This window comes from Klebsiella sp. HMSC09D12 (genome assembly GCF_001808475.1).
In the GTDB taxonomy this organism is placed as follows: Bacteria; Pseudomonadota; Gammaproteobacteria; order Enterobacterales; family Enterobacteriaceae; genus Klebsiella; species Klebsiella oxytoca.
On record NZ_KV793487.1, the window covers coordinates 12,517 to 36,356 of the forward strand.

The following is a 23,840-nucleotide window of genomic DNA, read 5'->3' on the forward strand; positions in this document are numbered from 1 at the left end:
TCCTTTTATGCCAGCGGGCAGGTCATCGACCTGCCCCTTTTCTCCTGCTAGACCCTTCTGCAATTTCCCGTCGCCACCCAAAGCTTGCGAGTCTTGCCGCAAACGGCGATTAAAAACGTCGGATGTCGTTGTGCCTGAAAGAAAGGGATTTACGATAAAGACTCAGCGTGGGGCTGAAACGGGAAAGCCCCTACCGAGGCAGGGGCTCTAAAAGGAAAGGGACGATGATGAGACTCTTCATCATGCTGCTTATCCTGTTAATCATCGCCTGGCCAGCATATTAACAGAGAGAATGCAGGAGGGAGGTTCGCCTCCCTCACCCTTTACCCAGGAATTTAGGTGAAAAAAACAGCAATGTCAATTGTTCGGGCGTTTTACCAGAGCCAGGTTTTTGACGGCGTGATGACCGCTGGCAGCGGGATATCCCACTGCTCCGTCGGCAGCGCGTCGACCTGCTGGCAATCATGAGCGTAGCCCACCGGCTGCAGACGATGCTGCCGCCAGTTTTGCAGCGTCCGGTCGTAAAATCCGCCGCCCATACCCAGGCGCTGTCCGGCGGCATCAAATGCTACCAGCGGCGTTACCAGCACATCCAGCTTGCTAAGCGGGAGGACATCGCGCACGTCGAGTTTCGGTTCGCGGATTTTCAGACGATTCACCATCAGCTCGCTGCTTGGGTGGTAATGCAGAAACAGAAGATTGCCCGGGCTGAACGGATGAAGCACGGGGAGATAAACCCGTTTGCCTGCCCGCCAGAGCTGGTCAATAAGCGGCAGTGTATCCAGCTCGCCATCAAACGAAAGAAATACCGCGACCGTCTGCGCGAGCAGAACCGGCGGATAAGCCATCATTCTGTCCGCCGCCTGGAGGGCGAACTGCGTTTGCTGCTCCGGCGTTAACGCGCGTCGGCGCTGGCGGATCTGCTGGCGAATTTGCTGTCTGGTATAGGGGGCATCTGGCAATAGGGTCATACCTGAGTCTCATCGGTGAGCAAACGATACAAACAGGCGTAGTCTAATACACGACGGTAAAAGCCGAAAATTAACTTATGGGGGATAAAACGAAAGGAAGGGAATCTCCGAGATGCCGCCGCAGGCTGTAACCCTTGAACCCTTGGTTCAAGGTGAATGTGTCGTCACAGTTTTAAGGCTTCTCGGACGGACCGAGCATGCTCACCAACCGTGGAGCGCCACATTCTTGTGGTATGAAATATCGGCTCAGGGGACTGGCCCGCTTGCAAACATCTCAGAGAAATTTTGTTCTTGCGATTACTCTAACACAGTTAAATGCAAAGTGTTATTCAAACTTCTGCCCGGGTCTTTCGCTTATGCGACCTTGCTCAAGCAATGCTTGCTCGATGGTCTGCTGAAGCATCCGAATACGCTGTTCCATGCTGGCGGCGTAGTCGCGGGTTTTCGCTTTTTCCTGAGTCAACTCATAGCTGATGTTCAACGCGGCGATGAAGACCAGCTGCTCAGTATTTGTGACTCTAGTGCGTTCTTTTAAATCTTGCAACCGCTGATTCAGGTCGTCAGCTGCCTGGTTCAGGGCATCCCTTTGTTCAGGCGGGCAATTCACTCGCAGTGAACGGCCAAAAATTTGGAGATCTACGGGTTGTGCAGACATGCCACCTTCCTGCTGATTGACTGCGCGGCCTTCACGCCCTGGGAGGGTCTGCGAAGGGGCGACACTATAGCTACCCTGGTTCTAAGATACAAGCCCTATTCTGGTTCACCAGGGTCCAAAGTGGTAGCATATCATGAATATTCCTCCCAACGATGACGAATGCGCATGTCTATACAGAACGAAATGCCTGGTTACAACGCTGTAGACCAGTTACTGAACCAACAAGGGGTAGGATTAACCCCTGCCGAAATGCACGGTCTGATCAGCGGGATCCTGTGCGGCGGCAATAAAGACAGCAGCTGGCAGCCGTTGGTGCACGACCTGACCAACGAAGGCCTGGCTTTTGGGCATGAGCTGGCGCAGTCGCTGCGTAACATGCATTCCGCCACCAGTGATTCGCTGGAGGACGACGGCTTCTTATTCCAGCTCTACCTCCCGGATGGCGATGAGGTGAGCGTGTTCGATCGCGCCGATGCGCTGGCGGGTTGGGTGAACCATTTTCTGCTTGGGCTGGGCGTAACGCAGCCCAAGTTGGATAAAGTCAAAGACGAAACGGGTGAAGCCATCGACGATCTGCGCAATATTGCTCAGCTCGGGTATGACGAAGACGAGGATCAGGAAGAGCTCGAAATGTCTCTGGAAGAGATTATCGAATACGTACGCGTTGCCGCGTTGCTGTGTCACGACACTTTCTCTCTCCAGAAACCCACTGCGCCGGAAGTGCAAAAACCGACGCTACACTAATTAATCATTAAATCGTTCAGGGGGCGTCATGACTCAGCAGGAATTTCTCTCTCGTCGCCAGGCTCTACTGGCGCAGATGCAGCCAGGCAGCGCCGCGTTAATTTTTGCCGCGCCGGAAGCGGTACGCAGCGCAGATTCGGAATATCCCTACCGCCAGAGCAGCCATTTTTGGTACTTCACCGGCTTTAATGAGCCTGAAGCGCTGCTGGTATTGATTAAAAGCGATGAGACGCATAACCACAGCGTGTTGTTTAACCGCGTGCGCGATCTGACTGCTGAAATCTGGTTTGGCCGACGCCTTGGGCAGGATGCCGCGCCTGAGAAGCTGGGCGTCGATCGCGCGCTGGCATTTAGTGAAATCAATCAGCAACTGTTCCAGCTCCTTAACGGCCTCGATGCTATCTATTTTGCGCAGGGCGAATATGCCTACGCCGACGAAATCGTATTCAACGCGCTGGAAAAACTGCGCAAAGGCGTGCGGCAGAATCTGCAGGCGCCAAACTCGGTCATTGACTGGCGGCCGATGGTGCATGAGATGCGCCTGTTTAAGTCGGCGGAAGAGCTGGAGGTGATGCGCCGCGCAGGCGAGATCTCCGCCCTTGCGCATACCCGCGCCATGGAAAAATGTCGTCCGGGGATGTTTGAATATCATCTGGAAGGCGAGATCCTCCACGAGTTCAACCGTCACGGCGCGCGCTATCCCTCTTACAACACCATCGTGGGCAGCGGCGAAAATGGCTGCATCCTGCACTACACCGAAAACGAAAGCGAACTGCGCGATGGCGATCTGGTGCTGATTGACGCAGGCTGCGAATATCGCGGCTATGCGGGCGATATCACCCGAACCTTCCCGGTAAACGGCAAGTTTAGCCCGGCGCAGCGCGAGATTTACGATATCGTTCTTGAGTCTCTGGAAACCTCGCTGAAGCTTTATCGCCCCGGCACCTCCATTAACGAGGTTAATCAGCAGGTAGTGCGGATCATGATTACCGGCCTGGTGCGTTTGGGGATCCTGAAAGGTGAAATTGATGAGCTAATTGCTAATAACGCTCATCGTCCTTTCTTTATGCATGGCCTGAGCCACTGGCTGGGGCTCGACGTACATGATGTCGGCAACTATGACGTCGACCGCTCGCGTATTCTCGAACCGGGAATGGTGCTGACCGTGGAACCGGGGCTGTATATCGCGATGGATGCCGACGTCCCGGCCCAGTACCGCGGCATCGGCATTCGTATTGAAGACGACATCGTCATTACCGAAGACGGTAATGAAAACCTCACCGCTGGCGTAGTGAAAAAAGCGGATGATATCGAGGCGCTGATGGCGGCGGCGCGCCAGCTATGAGCGTACTGATCGTTGGCGGCGGAATGACCGGCGCGACGCTGGCGCTGGCAATATCTCGTCTGACCGGCGGTAAGCTGCCGGTGCACCTGATTGAAGCAACAGCGCCGGAATCTGCCCGGCATCCGGGCTTTGACGCCCGGGCAATCGCACTTGCTGCCGGCACCTGTCAGCAGCTGGCTCGCGTTGATATCTGGCAGGAAATTGCCGACCGCGCCACGGCTATTCAGCGCGTTCACGTCAGCGATCGCGGTCACGCGGGGTTTGTGACGCTCGAGGCTAAGGACTATGGGCTGGCGGCGCTGGGTCAGGTGGTTGAGCTGCACGACGTCGGCCAACGCTTGTTTGCCCAGCTGCGTAAAGCGCCGGGCGTGACGCTACACTGTCCGGCAAAAGTGGAAAATGTTAGCCGCAGCGAAGAGAGCGTAAGCCTGGTTCTGGACAACGGCGAAACGCTCAGCGGTAAACTGCTGGTCGCGGCCGATGGCTCGCGCTCAACGCTCGGGGCCCGCTGCGGTATCAGCTGGCAGCAAGAGCCCTATGAACAGCTGGCGATTATTGCCAACGTCAGTACCGCTGTGCCGCACAACGGGCGCGCCTTCGAGCGTTTTACCCAACACGGCCCGCTGGCGATGCTGCCCATGTTGCAGGGCCGCTGCTCCCTGGTGTGGTGTCATCCGCAGTCGCGGCAAGAAGAGGTTCTGAGCTGGTCGGACGAACGCTTCTGTCATGAACTTCAGCAGGCATTCGGCTGGCGTCTTGGCCGGATCGTCCAGGCAGGCAAGCGCAGCGCGTATCCGCTCTCGCTCACCCGAGCTACCCGCACCATTGCCCATCGTCTGGCGCTGGTCGGCAATGCGGCGCAAACGCTGCATCCTATTGCCGGACAGGGTTTTAACCTTGGCCTGCGCGACGTGATGAGCCTGGCGGAAATGCTGGCGCAGACGCATGCCGAAGGAGAGGATCCGGGTGGCTATTCGCTACTGAGCCGCTATCAGGCCCGCCGCGCCGCAGATAAAGCCGCCACCGTCGGTGTGACCGATGGGCTGGTGCATCTGTTCGCTAATCGCTGGGCGCCGCTGGTGGCGGGGCGCAACGCAGGCCTGATGGCGATGGAATTATTTACCCCGGCGCGCGATGCGCTGGCGCAGCGTACCCTCGGTTGGGTCCCCCGTTAAGGAGTGAAACGTGCAAAGTGTTGATGTCGCTATTGTTGGTGGTGGAATGGTGGGGCTGGCGGTTGCCTGTGGTTTGCAGGGCAGTGGACTGCGCGTCGCCGTGCTGGAGCAGGCCGCGCCGCAGCCGTTAAGCGCGGATGCGCCGCCGGCGCTGCGGGTGTCGGCAATTAATGCCGCCAGCGAGAAGCTGCTGAACAAACTGGGCGTCTGGGAGGACATAGTCGCCCGGCGCGCCAGCTGCTACCACGGTATGGAAGTGTGGGACAAAGACAGTTTTGGCCGTATCAGCTTTGATGACCAGAGCATGGGCTTTAGCCACCTTGGGCATATTATTGAAAACGCCGTGGTGCATCATGTTCTGTGGCAAAAAGCGCAGCGCTGTGCTGACGTCACGCTACTGGCCCCGGCGCAGCTGCAGCAGGTCGCGTGGGGCGAGAATGAGGCCTTTCTTAGCCTGCAGGACGGCAGCATGTTAACCGCCAGGCTGGTGGTTGGCGCCGATGGCGCCAATTCGTGGTTGCGTAATAAAGCCGATATCCCGCTGACCTTTTGGGATTATCAACATCATGCGCTGGTTGCCACTATTCGCACCGAAGAGCCGCACGAAGCGGTGGCGCGTCAGGTATTTCACGGCGATGGTATTCTGGCGTTCCTGCCATTAAGCGATCCTCATCTCTGTTCTATTGTCTGGTCGTTGTCTCCTGAAGAGGCGGAACGAATGCGGCAGGCAGACGAGGCCGCTTTTAATCAGGCGCTGAATATTGCCTTCGATAACCGTCTGGGTTTGTGTTCCGTAGAGAGCGAACGTCAGGTTTTTCCGCTCACCGGCCGCTACGCGCGGCAGTTTGCCGCCCACCGTCTGGCGCTGGTTGGCGATGCCGCCCATACCATTCATCCGCTGGCGGGGCAGGGCGTTAATCTTGGCTTTATGGATGCCGCCGAACTGATTGATGAGCTGAAGCGCCTGCATGCGCAGGGCAAGGACATCGGCCAGCATCTCTATCTGCGTCGCTATGAGCGCAGCCGCAAGCACAGCGCTGCGGTGATGCTCGCGGGGATGCAGGGCTTCCGCGACATGTTCTCCGGCAGCCATCCGGCGAAAAAGCTGCTGCGCGATATTGGACTCAAGCTGGCGGATACTCTCCCTGGCGTGAAGCCGCAGCTTATTCGACAAGCAATGGGGCTAAACGATCTCCCGGCCTGGTTACGTTAAGTACGTCACACTTCTCTCTCCCGGCCTGCGCGCCGGGTTTTCCCTCTCATTTGAAATAATCTAATTTCACCTCTTTTTTCGCATTAGTTTTATTAATGTCACCTTTTTTTTGTTATAGAAATTAGGCTCATCTTTTCGCAGAAAATATCATCATGCTCTGCTTTTTTAACGCTGTTGTTTGTTTTTGTGCGGGCTTAATCGCTTTTTTGTAGGTAAAAATTCTGTAGCCTCTTCGGGTGATTTTGGTCATAAGCTAATGTGATGTCCTGACCGGGCTTATGGTTTAGTGCGGATATCGGTGGTAAGTTCAGGCCAAAGAGAACGTTTGCGTCGGCATCCGTTTGCGATGCTGGCGGCGCGTTTCGTGGCGCAATATTGGCAAAAATAGTGGCTGGTTCCGTTTTATTCGATGAGGAAAAGATGGCTCAACAGACTCCGTTGTTTGAACAACACACGCTATGCGGCGCGCGCATGGTGGATTTCCATGGCTGGATGATGCCGCTGCATTACGGATCCCAGATCGATGAGCACCATGCGGTACGCGGTGATGCCGGAATGTTCGATGTGTCGCACATGACCATCGTTGATTTTCACGGCAGCCGAATTCGCGAGTTCCTGCGCTATTTGCTGGCTAACGACGTGGCGAAGCTCACCATCCCGGGCAAAGCGCTCTATAGCGGCATGCTGACCGCCTCTGGCGGCGTCATTGACGACCTGATTGTTTATTTCCTTTCTGAAGATTATTTCCGCCTCGTTGTTAACTCCGCCACCCGTGAAAAAGACCTCGCCTGGATCACCCAGCAGTCTGAATCCTATGGTCTTGAAATGACCGTGCGTGACGATCTTTCCCTGATCGCTGTACAAGGTCCAAAGGCAAAAGAGAAAGCGGCGACGCTGTTTACCGACGCGCAGCGCCAGGCTGTAGAAGGCATGAAGCCTTTCTTTGGCGTGCAGGCGGGCGATCTGTTTATTGCAACCACCGGCTATACCGGCGAAGCGGGTTATGAAATCGCGCTGCCGAACGAGCAGGCGGTGGATTTCTGGCGCGGCCTGCTGGACGCGGGCGTTAAGCCGTGCGGCCTTGGCGCGCGCGATACGCTGCGTCTGGAAGCGGGAATGAATCTTTATGGCCAGGAGATGGACGAAGGCGTCTCTCCGCTGGCGGCTAACATGGGCTGGACCATTGCCTGGGAGCCTGCTGACCGTAACTTTATCGGGCGTGAGGCGCTGGAACTCCAGCGTGAAAAAGGCACCGAACAGCTGGTCGGTCTGGTGATGACTGAGAAAGGCGTTCTGCGCGGCGGCCTGCCGGTACGCTTCAGCGATGCCGAGGGCAATCAGAAAGAGGGCATTATCACCAGCGGGACCTTCTCCCCGACGCTGGGCTACAGTATTGCCCTGGCGCGCGTACCGGAAGGCATCGGTGAAACCGCCGTGGTGCAGATTCGCAACCGCGAAATGCCGGTCAAAGTGACGAAACCCGTTTTTGTACGCAACGGCAAAGCCGTGGTGTGATTTCCCATTTGGAGATGAATTAATGAGCAACGTACCAGCAGAACTGAAATACAGCAAAGAACACGAATGGCTGCGTAAAGAAGCGGACGGTACCTATACCGTCGGAATCACCGAGCACGCGCAGGAGCTGCTTGGCGATATGGTTTTCGTTGACCTGCCTGAAGTGGGCGCCGCCGTTGAAGCGGGCGCCGACTGCGCGGTGGCCGAATCCGTCAAGGCGGCTTCCGATATCTACGCGCCAATTAGCGGCGAAATCGTTGCCGTCAATGAAGAGCTGAACGACTCACCTGAGCTGGTCAACAGCGAGCCGTACACCGGCGGCTGGATTTTTAAAATTAAAGCCAGCGATGAAGCTCAGGTTGCCGCGCTGCTGGATGCGACCGCATACGAAGCTCTGTTAGAAGACGAATAAATACGCATCTTCCTTCACGTAGCAGTGGCGTTGGCTTCCTGCAACGCGAATGATTTTGCATATTCTGGCCCGGTAAGCATCAGTGCTCGCCGGGCAAACCAGTCAGACAATCACGATTCACCGCACGTTCAGGAACCATCGCTCATGACCCAGACTTTAGGCCAGCTTGAAAACCGTGACGCCTTTATTGAACGTCACATCGGCCCGGACGCCCGACAGCAGCAGGAGATGCTGAATACCGTTGGCGCCGATTCGCTTAACGACCTGATTGGCCAGATTGTGCCGCAGGATATTCAGCTGGCGACGCCGCCGCAGGTGGGTGAAGCAACCACAGAATTCGCCGCGCTGGCAGAGCTGAAGGCGATTGCCGGTCGTAACAAGCGCTTCAAGTCGTACATTGGCATGGGTTACACCGCCGTGCAGCTGCCTCCGGTTATTCAGCGCAATATGCTGGAGAACCCGGGCTGGTATACCGCCTACACGCCTTATCAGCCGGAGGTTTCCCAGGGTCGCCTGGAATCACTGCTGAACTTTCAGCAGGTGACGCTCGACCTGACCGGTCTGGATATTGCTTCGGCCTCGCTGCTGGACGAAGCCACTGCCGCCGCGGAAGCGATGGCAATGGCCAAACGCGTGAGCAAACTGAAAAACGCTAACCGTTTCTTTGTTGCCGCCGATGTTCATCCGCAGACGCTGGACGTGGTGCGCACCCGCGCAGAAACTTTCGGTTTCGATGTGATTGTCGATGATGCCGAGAAAGCCCTCGACCATCAGGACGTCTTCGGCGTGCTGCTGCAGCAGGTAGGGACGACCGGCGAGGTTCATGATTACAGCAAACTGATTGCTGATCTGAAAGCGCGCAAAGTGATTGTCAGCGTCGCAGCCGATTTTATGGCGCTGGTTCTGCTGACGGCTCCGGGCAAGCAGAGCGCGGACATTGTGTTTGGCTCCGCCCAGCGCTTCGGCGTACCTATGGGCTACGGCGGCCCGCACGCGGCGTTTTTTGCCGCAAAAGATGAATTCAAACGTTCCATGCCGGGCCGTATTATCGGCGTATCGAAAGATGCGGCGGGCAATACCGCGCTCCGCATGGCGATGCAGACCCGCGAGCAGCATATCCGCCGCGAGAAAGCGAACTCCAATATCTGTACCTCCCAGGTACTGCTGGCTAATATTGCCAGCCTGTACGCCGTGTTCCACGGCCCGGCCGGCCTGAAGCGTATCGCCAGCCGCATTCATCGCCTGACCGATATTCTGGCCGCAGGTCTGCAGAAAAAAGGCCTCAAGCTCCGCCATGCGCACTACTTTGACACCCTGTGCGTGGAAGTGGCTGATAAAGCGGCTGTGCTGGCGCGGGCGGAAGCGCTACAGATCAACCTGCGTAGCGATATTCATCACGCCGTCGGGATCACGCTCGACGAAGCCACCACTCGTGAAGACGTTCTGAACCTGTTCCGCGCTATCGTTGGCGACGATCGTGGCCTGGATATCGACGCTTTGGATAAAGACGTGGCCCTGGACAGTCGTTCAATCCCGGCCAGCATGCTGCGCGACGATGCGATCCTCACTCATCCGGTGTTCAACCGCTATCACAGCGAAACCGAGATGATGCGCTATATGCACACGCTGGAGCGTAAGGATCTGGCGCTGAACCAGGCGATGATCCCGCTGGGCTCCTGCACGATGAAGCTGAATGCCGCCGCCGAGATGATCCCCATCACCTGGCCGGAATTTGCCGAACTGCATCCGTTCTGCCCGGTCGATCAGGCCGAAGGCTATCACCAGATGATCGCTCAGCTCTCCGACTGGCTGGTTAAGCTGACCGGCTATGATGCGGTATGCATGCAGCCGAACTCCGGTGCGCAGGGTGAATACGCGGGCCTGCTGGCGATTCGCCATTACCACGAGAGCCGTAACGAAGGGCATCGCGATATTTGCCTGATCCCAAGCTCCGCACACGGTACCAACCCGGCTTCCGCGCAGATGGCGGGGATGCAGGTGGTGGTCGTAGCCTGCGATAAAAACGGCAATATCGACCTGGCGGATCTGCGGGCCAAAGCCGAGCAGTATGCGGCGAACCTCTCCTGCATCATGGTCACCTATCCTTCCACCCACGGCGTCTACGAAGAGACTATTCGCGAAGTGTGCGAAGTGGTGCATCAGTTTGGCGGCCAGGTTTACCTTGACGGCGCGAACATGAACGCCCAGGTCGGTATTACCTCTCCAGGCTTTATCGGCGCGGACGTCTCGCACCTTAACCTGCATAAAACCTTCTGCATTCCGCACGGCGGCGGCGGTCCGGGGATGGGACCTATCGGCGTCAAATCGCACCTGGCGCCGTTTGTACCGGGCCACAGCGTGGTGCAAATTGAAGGCATGCTGACCCGTCAGGGCGCAGTTTCCGCCGCGCCGTTCGGCAGCGCCTCCATTCTGCCGATCAGCTGGATGTATATCCGGATGATGGGCGCAGAAGGGCTAAAACAGGCAAGCCAGATGGCGATTCTGAACGCCAACTACATTGCTACCCGTCTGAAAAACGCGTTCCCGGTGCTGTATACCGGCCGTGACGGTCGCGTGGCGCACGAATGCATTCTGGATATTCGTCCGCTGAAAGAAGAGACCGGCATCAGCGAGCTGGATATCGCTAAGCGACTGATCGATTATGGTTTCCACGCCCCTACCATGTCCTTCCCGGTCGCCGGCACGCTGATGGTGGAACCGACCGAATCGGAAAGCAAAGTGGAGCTGGACCGCTTTATCGATGCGATGCTGGCGATTCGCGGCGAGATCGACCGCGTGAAAGCCGGCGAGTGGCCGCTGGAGGATAACCCGCTGGTGAATGCGCCGCATACTCAGGGTGAACTGGTGAGCGAGTGGAACCATCCGTACGCTCGTGAACTGGCGGTGTTCCCGGCCGGGCTGAACAATAAATACTGGCCGACCGTTAAGCGTCTGGACGATGTTTACGGCGACCGCAATCTGTTCTGCTCCTGCGTACCGATGAGTGAATATCAGTAATCTGCTGATTAGGCTATTTTTTAAAGGCGCTGCGGCGCCTTTATTTTTTGGGAGAATGGTATGACGATAGCATTGGTGACGGGCGGTAGCCGCGGAATAGGTAAAGCGACGGCGCTGCTGCTGGCGCAGGAAGGGTATACCGTGGTAGTGAATTACCATCAGAATAGCGCTGCCGCGACCGACGTGGTGAATGAGATTCGCGCCTGCGGCGGCAACGCCGTTGCGCTCCGGGCGGACGTCAGCGATGAAGCGCAGGTGATGGAGATGTTCGCCGCTATCGACCGCCTCGGTGAACCGCTTTCCGCGCTGGTCAATAACGCCGGGATTTTATTTACCCAGGGGACGATTGAAAGCCTTTGCGCCGAGCGAATTAACCGGGTGCTGGCCACCAATGTTACCGGCTACTTCCTTTGCTGCCGGGAGGCGGTAAAGCGGATGTCGCACAAGCATGGCGGTAAAGGTGGGGCGATTGTGAATGTTTCATCCGCAGCATCGCGCCTCGGGGCGCCGGGAGAGTACGTGGATTATGCCGCTTCAAAAGGCGCGGTTGATTCCCTGACCACCGGATTGTCGCTGGAGGTCGCGGCGCAGGGCATTCGGGTTAACGGCGTGCGCCCCGGATTAATCTATACCGATATGCACGCCAGCGGCGGCGAGCCGGGACGCGTGGATCGCGTCAAGTCGATGCTGCCCATGCAGCGCGGCGGGCAGCCGGAAGAGGTGGCGCAGGCGATCGTCTGGCTACTGAGTGATAAGGCCTCCTACGTTACCGGCAGCTTCCTCGAGCTGGCGGGCGGGAGATAGCAGGCAATCCATTTCCCGGGGCGCGGCTAACGCCTTGCCCAGGGAACAAAATCGGTATATCGCAGCGAACGGGTAGCCCTGCTAAGCGCAGCGCGAGCAGGGAAATACGCTATGACGCCAGCCATAGCCGCAGGCGCATTCCCCAGTTGCTGGTCCAGCCGGTGGTGACTGACTTCACCTCACCGCGCGAGATAACGATAAGGGTCGGCGTGACCTGTACCTCCCACCCTTGGGATAGCTGACCGCTGGCGTCATTGATCGTCGGCAGCGCTATTTTTTTATGCGCCAGCCAGCGCGCCAGGGTGGCGTTATCGCCCGAACGTAACGCTACCGTCATAACATTACCGCCATCGTCGGCTAAAGCAGCCACCGACGGGGTGGTATAGCGGCATACGCTGCACCAGGTTGCCCAGACGTATAGCAATAAGGGACGCTCCTGGCTCATTGCCGCCAGATCGACTGTTCGGCCATCAAGCGTTTGCAGCGGCATGCTGGAGAAATTCTGCGGCAGTGCGGGCCTGCGTAGATAATCCACCGTCAGACTGACGGCGGCAACAATCAGGATCCATGTCAGGAGCTGTCTGAAGACTTTAAGCATCATTTTTCTACATTGTAATGCGCCGTAACGGCCGGCAGCGTGCGGCGTTGATTCACTGAGTAAACGTCAGCAGCTCAACGATTGTTGCGGTTTATCTTATCGGTTGAGGGCGCGTAAGCAACGCTAATGCTGTAAAGAAGTGTCTGTTTTGTGGGAAGTTTTGCCCCTCCCTAGGGGAAGGGGCAAGATGATTACAGTTTCTCGCCGTTGCTGGCGATAACCTCTTTGTACCAGTTAAAGCTCTTTTTGCGCGAGCGGGACATATCCCCGGTGCCGTCGTCATGCTTGTTGACGTAGATGAAGCCGTAGCGCTTGCTGTACTGACCGGTTGTGAAGGAGACGCAGTCGATGCAGCCCCACGGGGTGTAGCCCATGAGTTCAACGCCATCGTAGGTCACCGCTTTGATCATCTCTTCAACGTGAGCGCGAAGATAGTCGATGCGGTAGTCGTCGTTGATGCTGCCGTCTTCTTCTACTTTATCGTACGCACCAAAGCCGTTTTCGACGATGAACAGCGGTTTCTGATAGCGTTCATACAGTTCGCACAGCGCATAGCGCAGGCCAACCGGGTCAATTTGCCATCCCCAGTCGGAGGCTTTGACATGCGGATTGGGCACGCTGCCTTCAAAGCCGGAAATTGCGTCGCCGGTGCCGCCTTCCGCTCTCACCGCGTTGGTCATGTAGTAGCTGAAACCGAGATACGCACAGGTGCCTTCACGCAGGATTTGCGCATCGCCTTCATCCATTTTGATATTGAAACCGCGGCGTTCCCACTCGTTCAGGACGTAGCTCGGGTAGTAGCCGCGCAGCTGTACGTCGGTAAAGACGTAGCGTTCACGCATCGATTCCTGCGCAAACATCACATCTTCCGGCTTACAGGAGTACGGATAGAGAGGAACCATCGCCAGCATGCAGCCAACCTGCATTTCCGGGTTGATTTGACGCGCCGCTTTCACCGCCAGCGCGCTGGCGACGAATTGATGATGCAGCACCTGGTACATGGTCTCTTCCGGGTTTTCATGTTCGGTATAGACTACGCCGGAGCAGCAGTAGCCAAACAGCGGCGCGCGCCAGTTACGCTGGTTGTTGATCTCGTTGAAGGTCATCCAGTATTTCACTTTGTGCTTATAGCGCTCGAAGACCGTTTCGGCAAAACGCACAAAGAAATCGACCACTTTGCGGTTGGTCCAGCCGCCGTACTGCTGAACAAGATGCAGCGGCATCTCAAAGTGGGAGAGGGTGATAACCGGCTCGATGTTGTACTTCAGCAGTTCATCGAACATGTCATCGTAAAATTTTAGCCCTTCTTCATTTGGCTGGGTTTCGTCGCCTTGCGGAAAGATGCGCGTCCAGGCGATGGAAGTACGGAAGCACTTGAAGCCCATCTCGGCGAACAGCTTGATGTCTTCTTTATAGCGGCCGTGGAAGTCGATGGCTTCGTGGTTGGGGTAGTATTTACCCGGCTCGACCTGCTGGGTTATCTCACGCGGTACGCCGTGCGCGCCGCCGGTTAGCACGTCGCAGATGCTCGGGCCTTTGCCGTCTTTATTCCAGCCGCCTTCAACCTGATGTGCGGCGACCGCACCGCCCCATAAAAAGTCTTTTGGTAAAGGGATTTTTTTCATCTTTGCTCATCTCGTCATAATGGCTGTTGGCTGCGAGTCTAACAAAGGGAATATAAATGTCACGATATAACAATTTGCCTGAAATGGAATTTGTTACATCGGAAAAACACCCTGTTATTTTCAGACGAGTTTGCGCGCTAATTTACGGCCCAACGTTTCCAGAATATAAATAACCGGGATCTGCGTGGTAATATCGTAGACGCCGCCGATGCGCGTTTGCGGAACGTGCCAGGAGATATTGAAGTCGGCGAGCTTTGCCAGCCGCGAGTGCTCGTGGCTGGTGATGGACATCACTTTACAGCGATGCAGGCTGAACTGGCTGGCAAAGCGCAGGATTTCTTCGGTTTCACCGGAGACCGACAGCACAATAGCCAGAGCATTACGCGCCATATCATTGGTCACCGGAAAATAAGGATCGTCGATATGATTGCTGAATTTTCCGACGTTAGAAAAGAAACGTGCGCCATATTTTGCCTGCGCGCCGGAGGTGCCGGCGCCGACGAAAATAATTCTTTCCGAAGCGAGTATAATATCAACCGCCTGCTCGAGCAGTTGGTCAAATTCATCGTTATTGATGCTTTTAAAAAAGCTCATTATTTCGCTGGCGCCGATATTTGCCTGTTGAGGCTCATTCTGCTCCAGATATAATTTAAAGCGTACGCGAAACTCCGAGTAGCCTTCGCACTGCAGCTTGCGGCAGAAGCGCAGAACGGTAGTCGTGGAGACTCCGGCCGCTTCCGCCAGCTCGCGGATGGTCATGTACATCACTTTGTCGCGATTTTTAATGACGTAGTGATAGACCATCATCTCAAGATTATTGAGACTGGCGATAGCGGCGTGGGAGAAGATACTCACAGTGGCAAACTCACAATTCATAATGACCAGGACGGAATGATATCATGCAGCCAAATGACATAACCTTTTTTCAGCGTTTTCAGGACGACATTCTCGCCGGACGCAAAACGATTACCATTCGCGATGCTGCTGAATCGCACTTTAAAACGGGCGATGTGCTGCGCGTTGGCCGCTATGAAGATGACGGCTATTTTTGCACTATTCGCGTGGTGGCCACCTCAACGGTAACGCTGGATACGCTGACCGAACTGCATGCGCAGCAGGAAAACATGACGCTGGCGCAGCTGCGTGAGGTGATTGCGGAGATCTATCCTGAAGAAAAGCAGTTTTATGTTATTGAATTCGAAAAGCTTTAATAAAATAGTGAACGTCTGTTAGTTGAAATTTTTATGTAAGCTTTTGATTTTATACTGTTCATAAATATTCACCTTTTTATTTTAGCGAACAGGTGTTCACTGGAATCATTCTCAGTTAACCTAAGTGTGCATTGAAAGCGTACGGGTTTTCGGAGTCAAATATGGTTCGCAAATCGTTAATCACACAGGGATATTCTCTGGCAGAGGAAGTTGCCAACAGCATCAGTCACGGGATCGGGCTGGTGTTCGGTATCGTTGGTCTGGTGCTGTTGTTGGTGCAGGCGGTAGATAGCAACGCCGGCGCAACGGCTATCACCAGCTACAGTCTGTACGGCGGCAGCATGATTTTGCTGTTCCTCGCCTCGACCCTCTATCACGCGATTCCGCATCAGCGGGCTAAGCTGTGGCTAAAAAAATTCGACCACTGCGCCATCTACCTGCTGATTGCCGGAACCTACACGCCGTTTCTGCTGGTGGGGCTAAATTCGCCGCTCTCGCGCGGGCTGATGATCGTCATCTGGAGCCTGGCGCTGCTGGGGATCCTGTTTAAGCTGACGATTGCGCATCGTTTTAAGATCCTCTCTTTAGTGACCTATCTGACTATGGGCTGGCTGTCGCTGATCGTCGTTTATCAGCTGGCGATTAAGCTGGCGATTGGCGGCGTGACGCTGCTTGCGGTGGGCGGGGTCGTCTATTCGCTGGGGGTTATTTTCTACGTTTGTAAGCGTATTCCGTACAACCACGCTATCTGGCACGGCTTTGTGCTGGGCGGCAGCGTGTGCCACTTCCTGGCGATTTATTTGTACGTCGGGCAGGCTTAAATTTTGAGAAATCTCCCGGCTCGCGCTACGCTTAGCCGGGCTACAGGTTCACCGTCGTCTGAGGGCTGGTAGCCGGGACAGGCGCGTTATCGCCGCCTCCAGGAAGAAGGCGGCGGGGAATATCGCTTTAACTCTCTTCCAGCGAATACGGCAGCGGCTCAATGCTCAGGCTGCCGGCATCGTCGCGCACGCGGAATACGCTGCCCGGCTCCATATCGTTATTCATCACTACCTGCACCAGCAGGCGACCATCATCCAGTTGCACGGCCGCTAAAACGGTACCGGTACGACGCCAGTTGTCACCCATCTTCATTTCCAGGTCTTCCCCGGCTTCAGGCACGCGGCTGGCGGTCCCGGCCAGATACCACAGGGCGCGCTTGTTGGCACCGCGGAATTTAGCGCGGGCAACCATCTCCTGACCGGTATAGCAGCCTTTTTTGAAGCTGATGCCGCCCAGCGCCTGCAGGTTGGTGGCCTGCGGAATAAACTGCGCGCTGTTGGCGCTGTCGATGACCGGCAGGCCAGCTTCAATATTCAGCGCCAGCCACTGCTGGCTATTGTTTAGCTGTGCTTCGCCGCGCAGCGCGTCGGTGATTCGGGTGGCGGTTGCCACATCGGTCACCAGCAGGAAGCGCTCGGCGGGATGCTCAAACCACAGCACGCTGGTGGCACCTTCGCTGACAACCTGTTTATCGGCATTTGGCAGCTCGTTAAACAGCGGCGTCAGCGCAGCGCGTGCCTGGAAACCGGCAACGCCCAGCAGCACGGATTCATCGTCGGCGGCGATGGTCACTTTAGAGAACACCGCATACTTTTTCAGTTCAGTCAGCTGCGCATCGCGCAGGCTGCGGCGCTCAATCCACGCAAAACCCTCGTTGCGACGGAAAACGCGCAGATTGCTCCACATCTTGCCCTTGGCGTCACAATGCGCGGCAAGCAGATGCTGCTCGTCGGTCAGGTGGCTGACGTCAGCGGTGATCTGCCCCTGCAGATATTTCTCGCCATCCGGCCCGGTAATCGTCGCCAGCGCCCAGTCATCCAGCGTCATCAGCGTTAACGGCAGACGAGCGGAAGAGGAGGGCTGACGCGGAGGAAAAGGTGTAAAAGCCATAGTCATATCCTGAATAGCTTAACGCAGAGTGTGTGACTAATGGTAAAAGAGCTATGGTGCAATGCAAGCGCTTTTGCCAGGCCATTCGTGCCCTCAAAACTGGGCGCTAACGCGAACGAAATTATCAATAACCTGATTATTTTAGAGATTTCATGGAATAGCGCTCGTGAATCTTGATATTCCAGTGAAGTCAGCGGCGAAAACGGGTTAAACTAAGCAATATTTATAAGCAGGAAGTAAAACATGGATATTAACAATAAAGCTCGCATCCACTGGGCATGCCGCCGGGGAATGCGTGAACTCGATATCTCCATCATGCCGTTTTTTGAGCATGAGTACGATACGCTCAGTGATGACGATAAGCGGTTGTTCATCCGCCTGCTGGAAAATGACGATCCGGACCTGTTCAACTGGTTGATGAACCATGGCGAACCGGCTGATGCAGAACTGCAGCGGATGGTAAAATTAATTCAGACACGGAATCGGGAACGTGGTCCTGTGGCAATCTGATTTACGCATCTCGTGGCGAGCGCAATGGTTCTCACTGTTGATGCACGGCGTGGTGGCGGCGCTGGTGCTGGTGTTGCCCTGGCCGCTGAGCTATACCCCGCTGTGGCTGATACTGCTGTCGCTGGTGGTGTTCGACTGCGTGCGCAGCCAGCGGCGGATCCATGCCAGACAGGGGGAAATAAAGCTGCTGATTGACTCTCGCCTGCGCTGGCAAAAAGCGGAGTGGGATATCGTCGGCACCCCGTGGGTAATCAATAGCGGAATGCTGCTGCGTCTGCGAAATACGGAAAACCAACGCACTCAGCATCTATGGGTGGCGGCGGATAGCATGGACGCGGGCGAGTGGCGCGATCTGCGTCGGCTGGTGTTACAGAAACCGACGCAAGATTAAGCCTGGACTCAGGCGAACTGCTCAGCCATTTCGCCGAGGATTTGCTCGCACCAGTTCTGAATACGCTCATCGCTCAGGTCATACTGGTTGGTTTCATCGAGCGCCAGACCAACGAACAGCTGGCCGTCGGCGATGACCGGTTTCGGGCTGGTAAATTCATAGCCTTCGGTTGGCCAGTAGCCGATGAACTTAACCCCTTTTGTTGCCAGCTTATCGTGCAGCATGCCGAGCGCGTCAAGGAACCATTCGCCGTAGCCTAGCTGGTCGCCCATGCCATAGAGCGCGACGATTTTACCCTGCAGATCCAGCGTATCAAGCTGCTGCCAGACCGCCTCCCAGTCCTCCTGGATCTCGCCAAAATCCCAGGTTGGAATGCCGAGAATCAGCACATCATATTGGGTCATCAGGGCAGGGGAATCATCTTTCAGGTTATGCAGCGTCACCAGTTCAGGGCCGATGATATCGCGGATTTTTTCCGCCGCCATTTCTGTGTAGCAGGTGCTGGAGCCGTAAAAAAGACCTATGTTCATCGCGGAAACGTCTCAATTCTTGCTGTGACTTTGCGCTTAGTGTACCAGAAAGGCCGCGCCCGCCTGCAACTCGAATTATTTAGGGTATAATGGCGCCGTTTTAATATACAAAGAGGCCGGAGTGGAACAGGATCTCGCACAAATCGAGCAGTTTCTTGATGCCTTGTGGCTGGAGCGGAATCTGGCGGAAAACACGCTGAGCGCCTACCGCCGGGATCTGACGATGGTCGTGGAATGGCTGCATCATCGTGGCCTGTCGCTTGCCAGCGTCAGCGGCGAAGATCTCCAGTCGCTGCTGGCGGAGCGGCAAACCGGCGGTTATAAAGCCACCAGCACCGCGCGCCTGCTAAGCGCCGTGCGTCGCTTCTTCCAGCATCTGTACCGGGAAAAAATTCGCCCCGATGACCCCAGCGCGCTGCTCGCATCGCCAAAGCTGCCGCAGCGGCTGCCGAAGGATCTGAGCGAGGCGCAGGTTGAGCGCCTGCTTCAGGCCCCTTTGGTTGAACAACCGCTGGAACTGCGTGATAAAGCGATGCTGGAAGTGCTGTACGCCACCGGTCTGCGCGTTTCTGAACTGGTGGGCCTGACCATGAGCGATATCAGCCTGCGTCAGGGCGTGCTGCGCGTGATCGGTAAAGGAAATAAAGAACGTCTGGTGCCGTTAGGCGAAGAGGCGGTACTGTGGGTTGAGAATTACCTGGAGTACGGGCGTCCCTGGCTGCTGAACGGCGTGGCTTCCGATGTGCTTTTTCCCAGCCAGCGCGCGCAGCAGATGACGCGCCAGACGTTCTGGCATCGAATTAAGCACTATGCCGTACTGGCGGGAATTGATAGCGAAAAGCTCTCTCCGCACGTGCTGCGCCATGCGTTCGCTACCCATTTACTTAATCACGGCGCCGACTTACGCGTGGTGCAGATGCTGTTAGGACACAGCGATCTCTCCACGACGCAGATCTATACCCACGTGGCGACCGAGCGTCTGCGACAACTCCATCAACAGCATCACCCGCGTGCGTGAGTGCTGAAAAAAAGGACTGAGTATGAAAAAAGGTTTACTGATGTTCACCCTGCTGGCGACCACCTTATCCGGTGCGGCGCATGCCGATAGCGCGGCGATCAAGCAACTGCTGGCGAAGCTTGGCGTGCAGAGCTCGGACGTGCAGCCTTCGCCGGTCAAAGGCATCAGCACCGTGTTGACGGACAGCGGCGTGCTGTACGTCACCGATGATGGTAAACACATTATCCAGGGGCCGATGTACGATGTCAGCGGCGCGCAGCCGGTAAACGTTACCAATGCGCTGCTGGGGGGGAAGCTAAACGCCCTGGAAAAAGAGATGATCGTCTACAAAGCGCCGCAGGAAAAACATGTCATCACCGTCTTCACCGATATTACCTGCGGTTATTGCCACAAGCTGCATGAGCAGATGAGCGACTATAACGCGCTGGGGATTACCGTGCGCTATCTGGCCTTCCCGCGCCAGGGGCTGCAAAGCGAAGCCGAGCAGAATATGAAGGCTATCTGGTGCGCCGAAGATCGCAACAAAGCGCTGGATAACGCGATGAGCGGCAAAGGCGTGCAGCCAGCGAGCTGCGATGTTGATATCGCTAAACACTACACGCTCGGCGTGCAGCTTGGCGTTAACGGCACGCCGGCGATGGTGCTGAGCGACGGTACGCTGATGCCTGGCTATCGCGATCCTAAAGACCTGAAAGCGCTCCTTGATGAGCATCAAAAACAGATAAGCGGTAACTGATTCGCGTGAAACAACAGATACAACTACGCCGCCGCGAGGCGGCTGACGGCGTCGATTTACCTGACGATCTCCCTCCGCTGCTGCAGCGGCTGTACGCCAGCCGCGGCGTGCGTAGCGCGCAGGAGCTGGAACGCGGTGTAAAAGGTATGCTGCCATGGTCGCAGCTGACCGGCGTCGAAAAAGCGGTAGAGATGCTCTACGGCGCATTTAAGCAGGAGCTGCACATTGTGGTGGTCGGCGATTTTGACGCCGACGGCGCTACCAGCACTGCGCTTAGCGTTCTGGCCCTGCGGGGGCTGGGCTACGGCAACGTCTCGTACCTGGTGCCAAACCGTTTTGAGGATGGCTATGGCCTGAGTCCGGAAGTGGTCGATCAGGCTCACGCCCGCGGCGCGCAGATGATAATGACCGTGGATAACGGCATTTCCTCCCACGCCGGCGTCGAGCGCGCTCATGCGCTGGGTATTCCGGTGCTGGTGACCGATCACCATCTGCCGGGGGATACGCTGCCTGCCGCCGAAGCGATTATTAACCCGAACCTGCGGGACTGCGAGTTCCCGTCAAAATCGCTGGCCGGGGTTGGCGTGGCCTTTTATCTGATGCTGGCGCTGCGCACTTTTCTGCGTGATAAAGGTTGGTTTGATGAGCGCGGCATTGCGCCGCCGAATCTGGCGGATTTACTCGATCTGGTGGCGCTTGGCACCGTGGCGGACGTTGTTCCGCTGGATGCCAACAACCGTATTCTGACCTGGCAGGGGCTGAGCCGCATCCGGGCAGGTAAATGCCGTCCGGGCATCAAGGCGCTGCTGGAAATCGCCAACCGCGATCCGCAAAAGCTGGCGGCAAGCGATCTCGGCTTCGCGCTTGGCCCGCGCCTTAATGCGGCAGGGCGGCTGGACGACATGTCCGTCGGCGTGGCGCTGCTGCTGTGCGACAACACCGGCGAAGCGCGGGTGCTGGCCAATGAGCTGGACGCGTTAAACCAGACGCGTAAAGAGATAGAACAGGGGATGCAGGCGGAAGCGCTGACCCTGTGTGAAAAGCTGGAACGCAGCAGCGAGACGCTGCCCGGCGGCCTGGCGATGTACCACCCGCAGTGGCATCAGGGCGTCGTCGGCATTCTGGCCTCGCGTATTAAAGAGCGCTTCCATCGCCCGGTTATCGCCTTTGCGCCCACCGGTGACGGTACGCTCAAAGGCTCAGGTCGGTCGATTCAGGGGCTGCATATGCGCGATGCGCTGGAGCGTCTGGATACCCTCTATCCCGGGCTGATTCTGAAGTTCGGTGGTCATGCCATGGCGGCGGGTTTGTCGTTAGAAGAGGCGCGTTTTGAGGAGTTTCAGCAGCGTTTCGGCGAACTGGTGACCGAGTGGCTCGATCCTGCGCTACTGCAGGGCGAAGTGGTCTCCGACGGCCCGCTGGCGGCGGCAGAGATGAGCATGGAGGTCGCACAAATGCTGCGCGACGCCGGGCCATGGGGGCAGATGTTCCCTGAGCCGCTGTTCGATGGCCGTTTTCGTCTGCTACAACAGCGTCTGGTCGGCGAGCGTCACCTGAAGGTGATGGTTGAGCCGGTCGGCGGCGGCCCGCTGCTGGACGGTATTGCGTTCAATGTGGATACTTCCATTTGGCCGGATAACGGCGTTCGCGAAGTTCAGCTTGCCTATAAGCTGGATATCAATGAGTTCCGCGGCAACCGCAGCCTGCAGCTGATCATTGACCACCTCTGGCCAAATTGAGAACAGTATATTAATGAGAGCGCGAATCCGGTAGAATTCCGCTCTTATCACCGCATTTTGACGAATCCATTAAAAGAAACCGACCATGTTTGAAATAAATCCGGTAAAAAACCGTATTCAGGACCTCACGGAGCGCTCGGACGTTCTTAGGGGGTATCTTTGACTACGATGCTAAGAAAGAGCGTCTTGAAGAAGTAAACGCCGAGCTGGAGCAGCCTGACGTCTGGAACGAACCAGAACGTGCGCAGGCGCTGGGCAAAGAGCGTTCCTCGCTGGAAGCCATCGTTGATACGCTGGATCAGATGTCTCAGGGGCTGGAGGATGTTTCCGGTCTGCTGGAGCTGGCCGTTGAAGCCGACGACGAAGAGACCTTTAACGAAGCCGTTGCTGAGCTTGATGTGCTGGAAGAGAAGCTGGCGCAGCTTGAGTTCCGCCGCATGTTCTCCGGCGAATACGACAGCGCCGATTGCTACCTCGACATCCAGGCCGGTTCCGGCGGTACGGAAGCGCAGGACTGGGCGAGCATGCTGATGCGCATGTATCTGCGCTGGGCCGAAGCGCGCGGCTTCAAGACCGAGATCATCGAAGAGTCTGAAGGCGAAGTGGCGGGCATTAAGTCCGTGACCATCAAGATTATTGGCGACTACGCTTACGGCTGGCTGCGTACCGAAACCGGCGTTCATCGTCTGGTACGTAAGAGCCCGTTCGATTCCGGCGGCCGCCGTCATACCTCTTTCAGCTCCGCATTCGTTTATCCGGAAGTGGATGACGATATTGATATCGAAATCAACCCGGCGGATCTGCGCATTGACGTTTATCGCGCATCCGGCGCGGGCGGACAGCACGTTAACCGTACGGAATCCGCGGTGCGTATCACCCATATTCCGACCGGCTTAGTGACCCAGTGCCAGAACGACCGTTCACAGCACAAGAACAAAGACCAGGCCATGAAGCAGATGAAAGCGAAGCTTTATGAGCTGGAAATGCAGAAGAAAAATGCCGAGAAGCAGGCGATGGAAGATACCAAATCCGACATCGGCTGGGGCAGCCAGATCCGTTCTTACGTGCTGGATGACTCCCGCATTAAAGATCTGCGTACCGGGGTGGAAACCCGCAACACTCAGGCGGTGCTGGACGGCAGCCTGGATCAATTTATCGAAGCAAGTTTGAAAGCAGGGTTATGAGGAACCAACATGTCTGAACAACAAGCACAGGGCGCTGACGCGGCAATTGACCTTAATAATGAACTGAAAGCCCGTCGTGAGAAGCTGGCTGCGCTGCGTGAGCAGGGTATCCCGTTCCCGAATGATTTCCGTCGTGACCACACCTCTGACCAACTGCACGCTGAATTCGATGCCAAAGAAAACGAAGAGCTGGAAGCGCTGAACGTTGAAGTCGCCGTTGCTGGCCGCATGATGACCCGCCGTATCATGGGTAAAGCCTCCTTCGTTACGCTGCAGGACGTTGGCGGCCGCATTCAGCTGTACGTCGCCCGCGACGATCTGGCGGAAGGCGTCTACAACGAGCAGTTCAAAAAATGGGACCTCGGGGACATCATCGCGGCGCGCGGTAAGCTGTTCAAAACCAAGACCGGTGAACTCTCCATCCATTGCACCGAGCTGCGCCTGCTGACCAAAGCCCTGCGCCCGCTGCCGGACAAATTCCACGGCCTGCAGGATCAGGAAGCGCGCTATCGTC

The 23,840-nt window shown here is 56.5% G+C and carries 24 protein-coding genes and 1 other RNA gene; 17 read left to right on the top strand and 8 right to left on the bottom strand.

The genetic code is table 11. The annotated features are described in order from the left end of the window. Window positions 1-374: 374 nt before the first annotated feature. From HMPREF3178_RS17305 to zapA, 3 genes are all read right to left on the bottom strand, one after another. Window positions 375-971, bottom strand: a complete 597-nt coding sequence (locus HMPREF3178_RS17305; RefSeq protein ID WP_017145449.1) for a 5-formyltetrahydrofolate cyclo-ligase — start codon at window positions 969-971, stop codon at window positions 375-377. A gap of 100 nt (window positions 972-1,071) precedes the next feature. Then, window positions 1,072-1,255: non-coding RNA, 6S RNA (ssrS, locus tag HMPREF3178_RS17310), on the bottom strand. Window positions 1,256-1,296: 41 nt separating this feature from the next. Then, window positions 1,297-1,626 (bottom strand): cell division protein ZapA, encoded by a 330-nt coding sequence (gene zapA / locus HMPREF3178_RS17315; RefSeq protein WP_004105598.1) that lies wholly within the window; start codon window positions 1,624-1,626, stop codon window positions 1,297-1,299. Between the two features lie 165 nt (window positions 1,627-1,791). Here zapA and HMPREF3178_RS17320 point away from each other — a divergent pair, with 165 nt between their 5' ends. The 8 genes from HMPREF3178_RS17320 to HMPREF3178_RS17355 all read left to right on the top strand — a co-directional run bounded on the left by HMPREF3178_RS17320 (window position 1,792) and on the right by HMPREF3178_RS17355 (window position 11,852). Continuing rightward, complete coding sequence (locus HMPREF3178_RS17320) at window positions 1,792-2,370, top strand: YecA/YgfB family protein (RefSeq protein WP_016809851.1); 579 nt, start codon at window positions 1,792-1,794, stop codon at window positions 2,368-2,370. A 28-nt stretch (window positions 2,371-2,398) separates the two neighbouring features. Further along, window positions 2,399-3,715, top strand: coding sequence for a Xaa-Pro aminopeptidase (gene pepP / locus HMPREF3178_RS17325; RefSeq protein ID WP_017145451.1), 1,317 nt, complete (start codon window positions 2,399-2,401; stop codon window positions 3,713-3,715). Then, on the top strand, window positions 3,712-4,890 hold the full coding sequence (gene ubiH / locus HMPREF3178_RS17330; RefSeq protein ID WP_017145452.1) for a 2-octaprenyl-6-methoxyphenyl hydroxylase: 1,179 nt from the start codon (window positions 3,712-3,714) through the stop codon (window positions 4,888-4,890). The genes pepP and ubiH overlap by 4 nt, the downstream gene beginning before the upstream one ends. 10 nt (window positions 4,891-4,900) lie before the next feature. Continuing rightward, entirely contained in the window at window positions 4,901-6,103 is a 1,203-nt protein-coding gene (ubiI, locus tag HMPREF3178_RS17335; protein WP_004115291.1) for an FAD-dependent 2-octaprenylphenol hydroxylase, read from the top strand. Between the two features lie 420 nt (window positions 6,104-6,523). Beyond that, window positions 6,524-7,618, top strand: coding sequence for a glycine cleavage system aminomethyltransferase GcvT (gcvT, locus tag HMPREF3178_RS17340; RefSeq protein ID WP_017145453.1), 1,095 nt, complete (start codon window positions 6,524-6,526; stop codon window positions 7,616-7,618). 22 nt (window positions 7,619-7,640) lie between these two features. Then, window positions 7,641-8,030 (top strand): glycine cleavage system protein GcvH, encoded by a 390-nt coding sequence (gcvH, locus tag HMPREF3178_RS17345; RefSeq protein WP_004105585.1) that lies wholly within the window; start codon window positions 7,641-7,643, stop codon window positions 8,028-8,030. Between the two features lie 144 nt (window positions 8,031-8,174). After that, window positions 8,175-11,048, top strand: a complete 2,874-nt coding sequence (gcvP, locus tag HMPREF3178_RS17350) for an aminomethyl-transferring glycine dehydrogenase (RefSeq protein ID WP_017145454.1) — start codon at window positions 8,175-8,177, stop codon at window positions 11,046-11,048. A gap of 60 nt (window positions 11,049-11,108) precedes the next feature. Continuing rightward, window positions 11,109-11,852: an SDR family oxidoreductase gene (locus HMPREF3178_RS17355; RefSeq protein ID WP_004105581.1), complete on the top strand. Its 744-nt coding sequence runs from the start codon at window positions 11,109-11,111 to the stop codon at window positions 11,850-11,852. Window positions 11,853-11,961: 109 nt separating this feature from the next. On the opposite strand, the gene HMPREF3178_RS17360 is transcribed toward HMPREF3178_RS17355, so the two are convergent. From HMPREF3178_RS17360 to HMPREF3178_RS17370, 3 genes are all read right to left on the bottom strand, one after another. Beyond that, window positions 11,962-12,453: a protein disulfide oxidoreductase gene (locus tag HMPREF3178_RS17360; RefSeq protein WP_004105578.1), complete on the bottom strand. Its 492-nt coding sequence runs from the start codon at window positions 12,451-12,453 to the stop codon at window positions 11,962-11,964. Window positions 12,454-12,641: 188 nt separating this feature from the next. Continuing rightward, window positions 12,642-14,075, bottom strand: a complete 1,434-nt coding sequence (locus HMPREF3178_RS17365; protein WP_004105576.1) for a 6-phospho-beta-glucosidase — start codon at window positions 14,073-14,075, stop codon at window positions 12,642-12,644. A 120-nt stretch (window positions 14,076-14,195) separates the two neighbouring features. Beyond that, window positions 14,196-14,924 carry a MurR/RpiR family transcriptional regulator gene (locus HMPREF3178_RS17370; RefSeq protein ID WP_029496783.1) on the bottom strand — a complete coding sequence of 243 codons (729 nt, stop codon included), beginning with the start codon at window positions 14,922-14,924 and terminating at the stop codon, window positions 14,196-14,198. A gap of 50 nt (window positions 14,925-14,974) precedes the next feature. Here HMPREF3178_RS17370 and yqfB point away from each other — a divergent pair, with 50 nt between their 5' ends. Both yqfB and trhA read left to right on the top strand, forming a co-directional pair. Further along, complete coding sequence (yqfB, locus tag HMPREF3178_RS17375; protein ID WP_017145456.1) at window positions 14,975-15,286, top strand: N(4)-acetylcytidine aminohydrolase; 312 nt, start codon at window positions 14,975-14,977, stop codon at window positions 15,284-15,286. 161 nt (window positions 15,287-15,447) lie between these two features. Then, window positions 15,448-16,107: a PAQR family membrane homeostasis protein TrhA gene (gene trhA / locus HMPREF3178_RS17380; protein WP_004105569.1), complete on the top strand. Its 660-nt coding sequence runs from the start codon at window positions 15,448-15,450 to the stop codon at window positions 16,105-16,107. 127 nt (window positions 16,108-16,234) lie between these two features. Here the strand turns inward: trhA and ygfZ are convergent, their stop codons facing one another. After that, window positions 16,235-17,218 carry a tRNA-modifying protein YgfZ gene (gene ygfZ, locus HMPREF3178_RS17385; protein WP_004115279.1) on the bottom strand — a complete coding sequence of 328 codons (984 nt, stop codon included), beginning with the start codon at window positions 17,216-17,218 and terminating at the stop codon, window positions 16,235-16,237. Window positions 17,219-17,461: 243 nt separating this feature from the next. Here ygfZ and sdhE point away from each other — a divergent pair, with 243 nt between their 5' ends. Next, the gene (gene sdhE / locus HMPREF3178_RS17390) at window positions 17,462-17,728 is read left to right on the top strand and encodes an FAD assembly factor SdhE (protein WP_004105561.1); all 267 of its coding nucleotides are present in this window, start codon (window positions 17,462-17,464) and stop codon (window positions 17,726-17,728) included. Beyond that, entirely contained in the window at window positions 17,709-18,119 is a 411-nt protein-coding gene (locus HMPREF3178_RS17395; protein WP_004105559.1) for a protein YgfX, read from the top strand. Before sdhE ends, HMPREF3178_RS17395 begins: the two co-directional genes overlap by 20 nt. Window positions 18,120-18,127: 8 nt before the next feature. Here the strand turns inward: HMPREF3178_RS17395 and fldB are convergent, their stop codons facing one another. Next, window positions 18,128-18,649 carry a flavodoxin FldB gene (gene fldB, locus HMPREF3178_RS17400; RefSeq protein ID WP_004105557.1) on the bottom strand — a complete coding sequence of 174 codons (522 nt, stop codon included), beginning with the start codon at window positions 18,647-18,649 and terminating at the stop codon, window positions 18,128-18,130. A gap of 121 nt (window positions 18,650-18,770) precedes the next feature. Between fldB and xerD the strand changes: the two genes are divergently transcribed. The 5 genes from xerD to HMPREF3178_RS31770 all read left to right on the top strand — a co-directional run. Further along, window positions 18,771-19,667: a site-specific tyrosine recombinase XerD gene (gene xerD / locus HMPREF3178_RS17405; RefSeq protein ID WP_004105555.1), complete on the top strand. Its 897-nt coding sequence runs from the start codon at window positions 18,771-18,773 to the stop codon at window positions 19,665-19,667. A gap of 22 nt (window positions 19,668-19,689) precedes the next feature. Then, complete coding sequence (gene dsbC / locus HMPREF3178_RS17410) at window positions 19,690-20,403, top strand: bifunctional protein-disulfide isomerase/oxidoreductase DsbC (protein ID WP_017145457.1); 714 nt, start codon at window positions 19,690-19,692, stop codon at window positions 20,401-20,403. A 5-nt stretch (window positions 20,404-20,408) separates the two neighbouring features. Beyond that, entirely contained in the window at window positions 20,409-22,142 is a 1,734-nt protein-coding gene (recJ, locus tag HMPREF3178_RS17415; RefSeq protein ID WP_004105553.1) for a single-stranded-DNA-specific exonuclease RecJ, read from the top strand. An 85-nt stretch (window positions 22,143-22,227) separates the two neighbouring features. Then, window positions 22,228-23,326, top strand: a protein-coding gene (gene prfB / locus HMPREF3178_RS17420) for a peptide chain release factor 2 (protein ID WP_097365639.1) whose coding sequence is annotated in 2 segments (ribosomal slippage) — window positions 22,228-22,302 and window positions 22,304-23,326 — 1,098 coding nt in all. Because the reading frame shifts where the segments join, the coding sequence is not laid out codon by codon here. A 9-nt stretch (window positions 23,327-23,335) separates the two neighbouring features. Next, the coding region (locus HMPREF3178_RS31770) for an OB-fold nucleic acid binding domain-containing protein (RefSeq protein WP_049127879.1) at window positions 23,336-23,840 on the top strand (505 nt) is incomplete at its 3' end.

Excerpts from the sequence above, each read along its gene's own strand:
- HMPREF3178_RS17305 (WP_017145449.1), bottom strand. The coding sequence starts at position 971 with ATGACCCTATTGCCAGATGCCCCCTATACCAGACAGCAAATTCGCCAG.
- zapA (WP_004105598.1), bottom strand. The coding sequence starts at position 1,626 with ATGTCTGCACAACCCGTAGATCTCCAAATTTTTGGCCGTTCACTGCGA.
- HMPREF3178_RS17320 (WP_016809851.1), top strand. The coding sequence starts at position 1,792 with ATGTCTATACAGAACGAAATGCCTGGTTACAACGCTGTAGACCAGTTA.
- pepP (WP_017145451.1), top strand. The coding sequence starts at position 2,399 with ATGACTCAGCAGGAATTTCTCTCTCGTCGCCAGGCTCTACTGGCGCAG.
- ubiH (WP_017145452.1), top strand. The coding sequence starts at position 3,712 with ATGAGCGTACTGATCGTTGGCGGCGGAATGACCGGCGCGACGCTGGCG.
- gcvT (WP_017145453.1), top strand. The coding sequence starts at position 6,524 with ATGGCTCAACAGACTCCGTTGTTTGAACAACACACGCTATGCGGCGCG.
- gcvH (WP_004105585.1), top strand. The coding sequence starts at position 7,641 with ATGAGCAACGTACCAGCAGAACTGAAATACAGCAAAGAACACGAATGG.
- gcvP (WP_017145454.1), top strand. The coding sequence starts at position 8,175 with ATGACCCAGACTTTAGGCCAGCTTGAAAACCGTGACGCCTTTATTGAA.
- HMPREF3178_RS17355 (WP_004105581.1), top strand. The coding sequence starts at position 11,109 with ATGACGATAGCATTGGTGACGGGCGGTAGCCGCGGAATAGGTAAAGCG.
- HMPREF3178_RS17360 (WP_004105578.1), bottom strand. The coding sequence starts at position 12,453 with ATGATGCTTAAAGTCTTCAGACAGCTCCTGACATGGATCCTGATTGTT.
- HMPREF3178_RS17365 (WP_004105576.1), bottom strand. The coding sequence starts at position 14,075 with ATGAAAAAAATCCCTTTACCAAAAGACTTTTTATGGGGCGGTGCGGTC.
- yqfB (WP_017145456.1), top strand. The coding sequence starts at position 14,975 with ATGCAGCCAAATGACATAACCTTTTTTCAGCGTTTTCAGGACGACATT.
- trhA (WP_004105569.1), top strand. The coding sequence starts at position 15,448 with ATGGTTCGCAAATCGTTAATCACACAGGGATATTCTCTGGCAGAGGAA.
- ygfZ (WP_004115279.1), bottom strand. The coding sequence starts at position 17,218 with ATGGCTTTTACACCTTTTCCTCCGCGTCAGCCCTCCTCTTCCGCTCGT.
- sdhE (WP_004105561.1), top strand. The coding sequence starts at position 17,462 with ATGGATATTAACAATAAAGCTCGCATCCACTGGGCATGCCGCCGGGGA.
- fldB (WP_004105557.1), bottom strand. The coding sequence starts at position 18,649 with ATGAACATAGGTCTTTTTTACGGCTCCAGCACCTGCTACACAGAAATG.
- dsbC (WP_017145457.1), top strand. The coding sequence starts at position 19,690 with ATGAAAAAAGGTTTACTGATGTTCACCCTGCTGGCGACCACCTTATCC.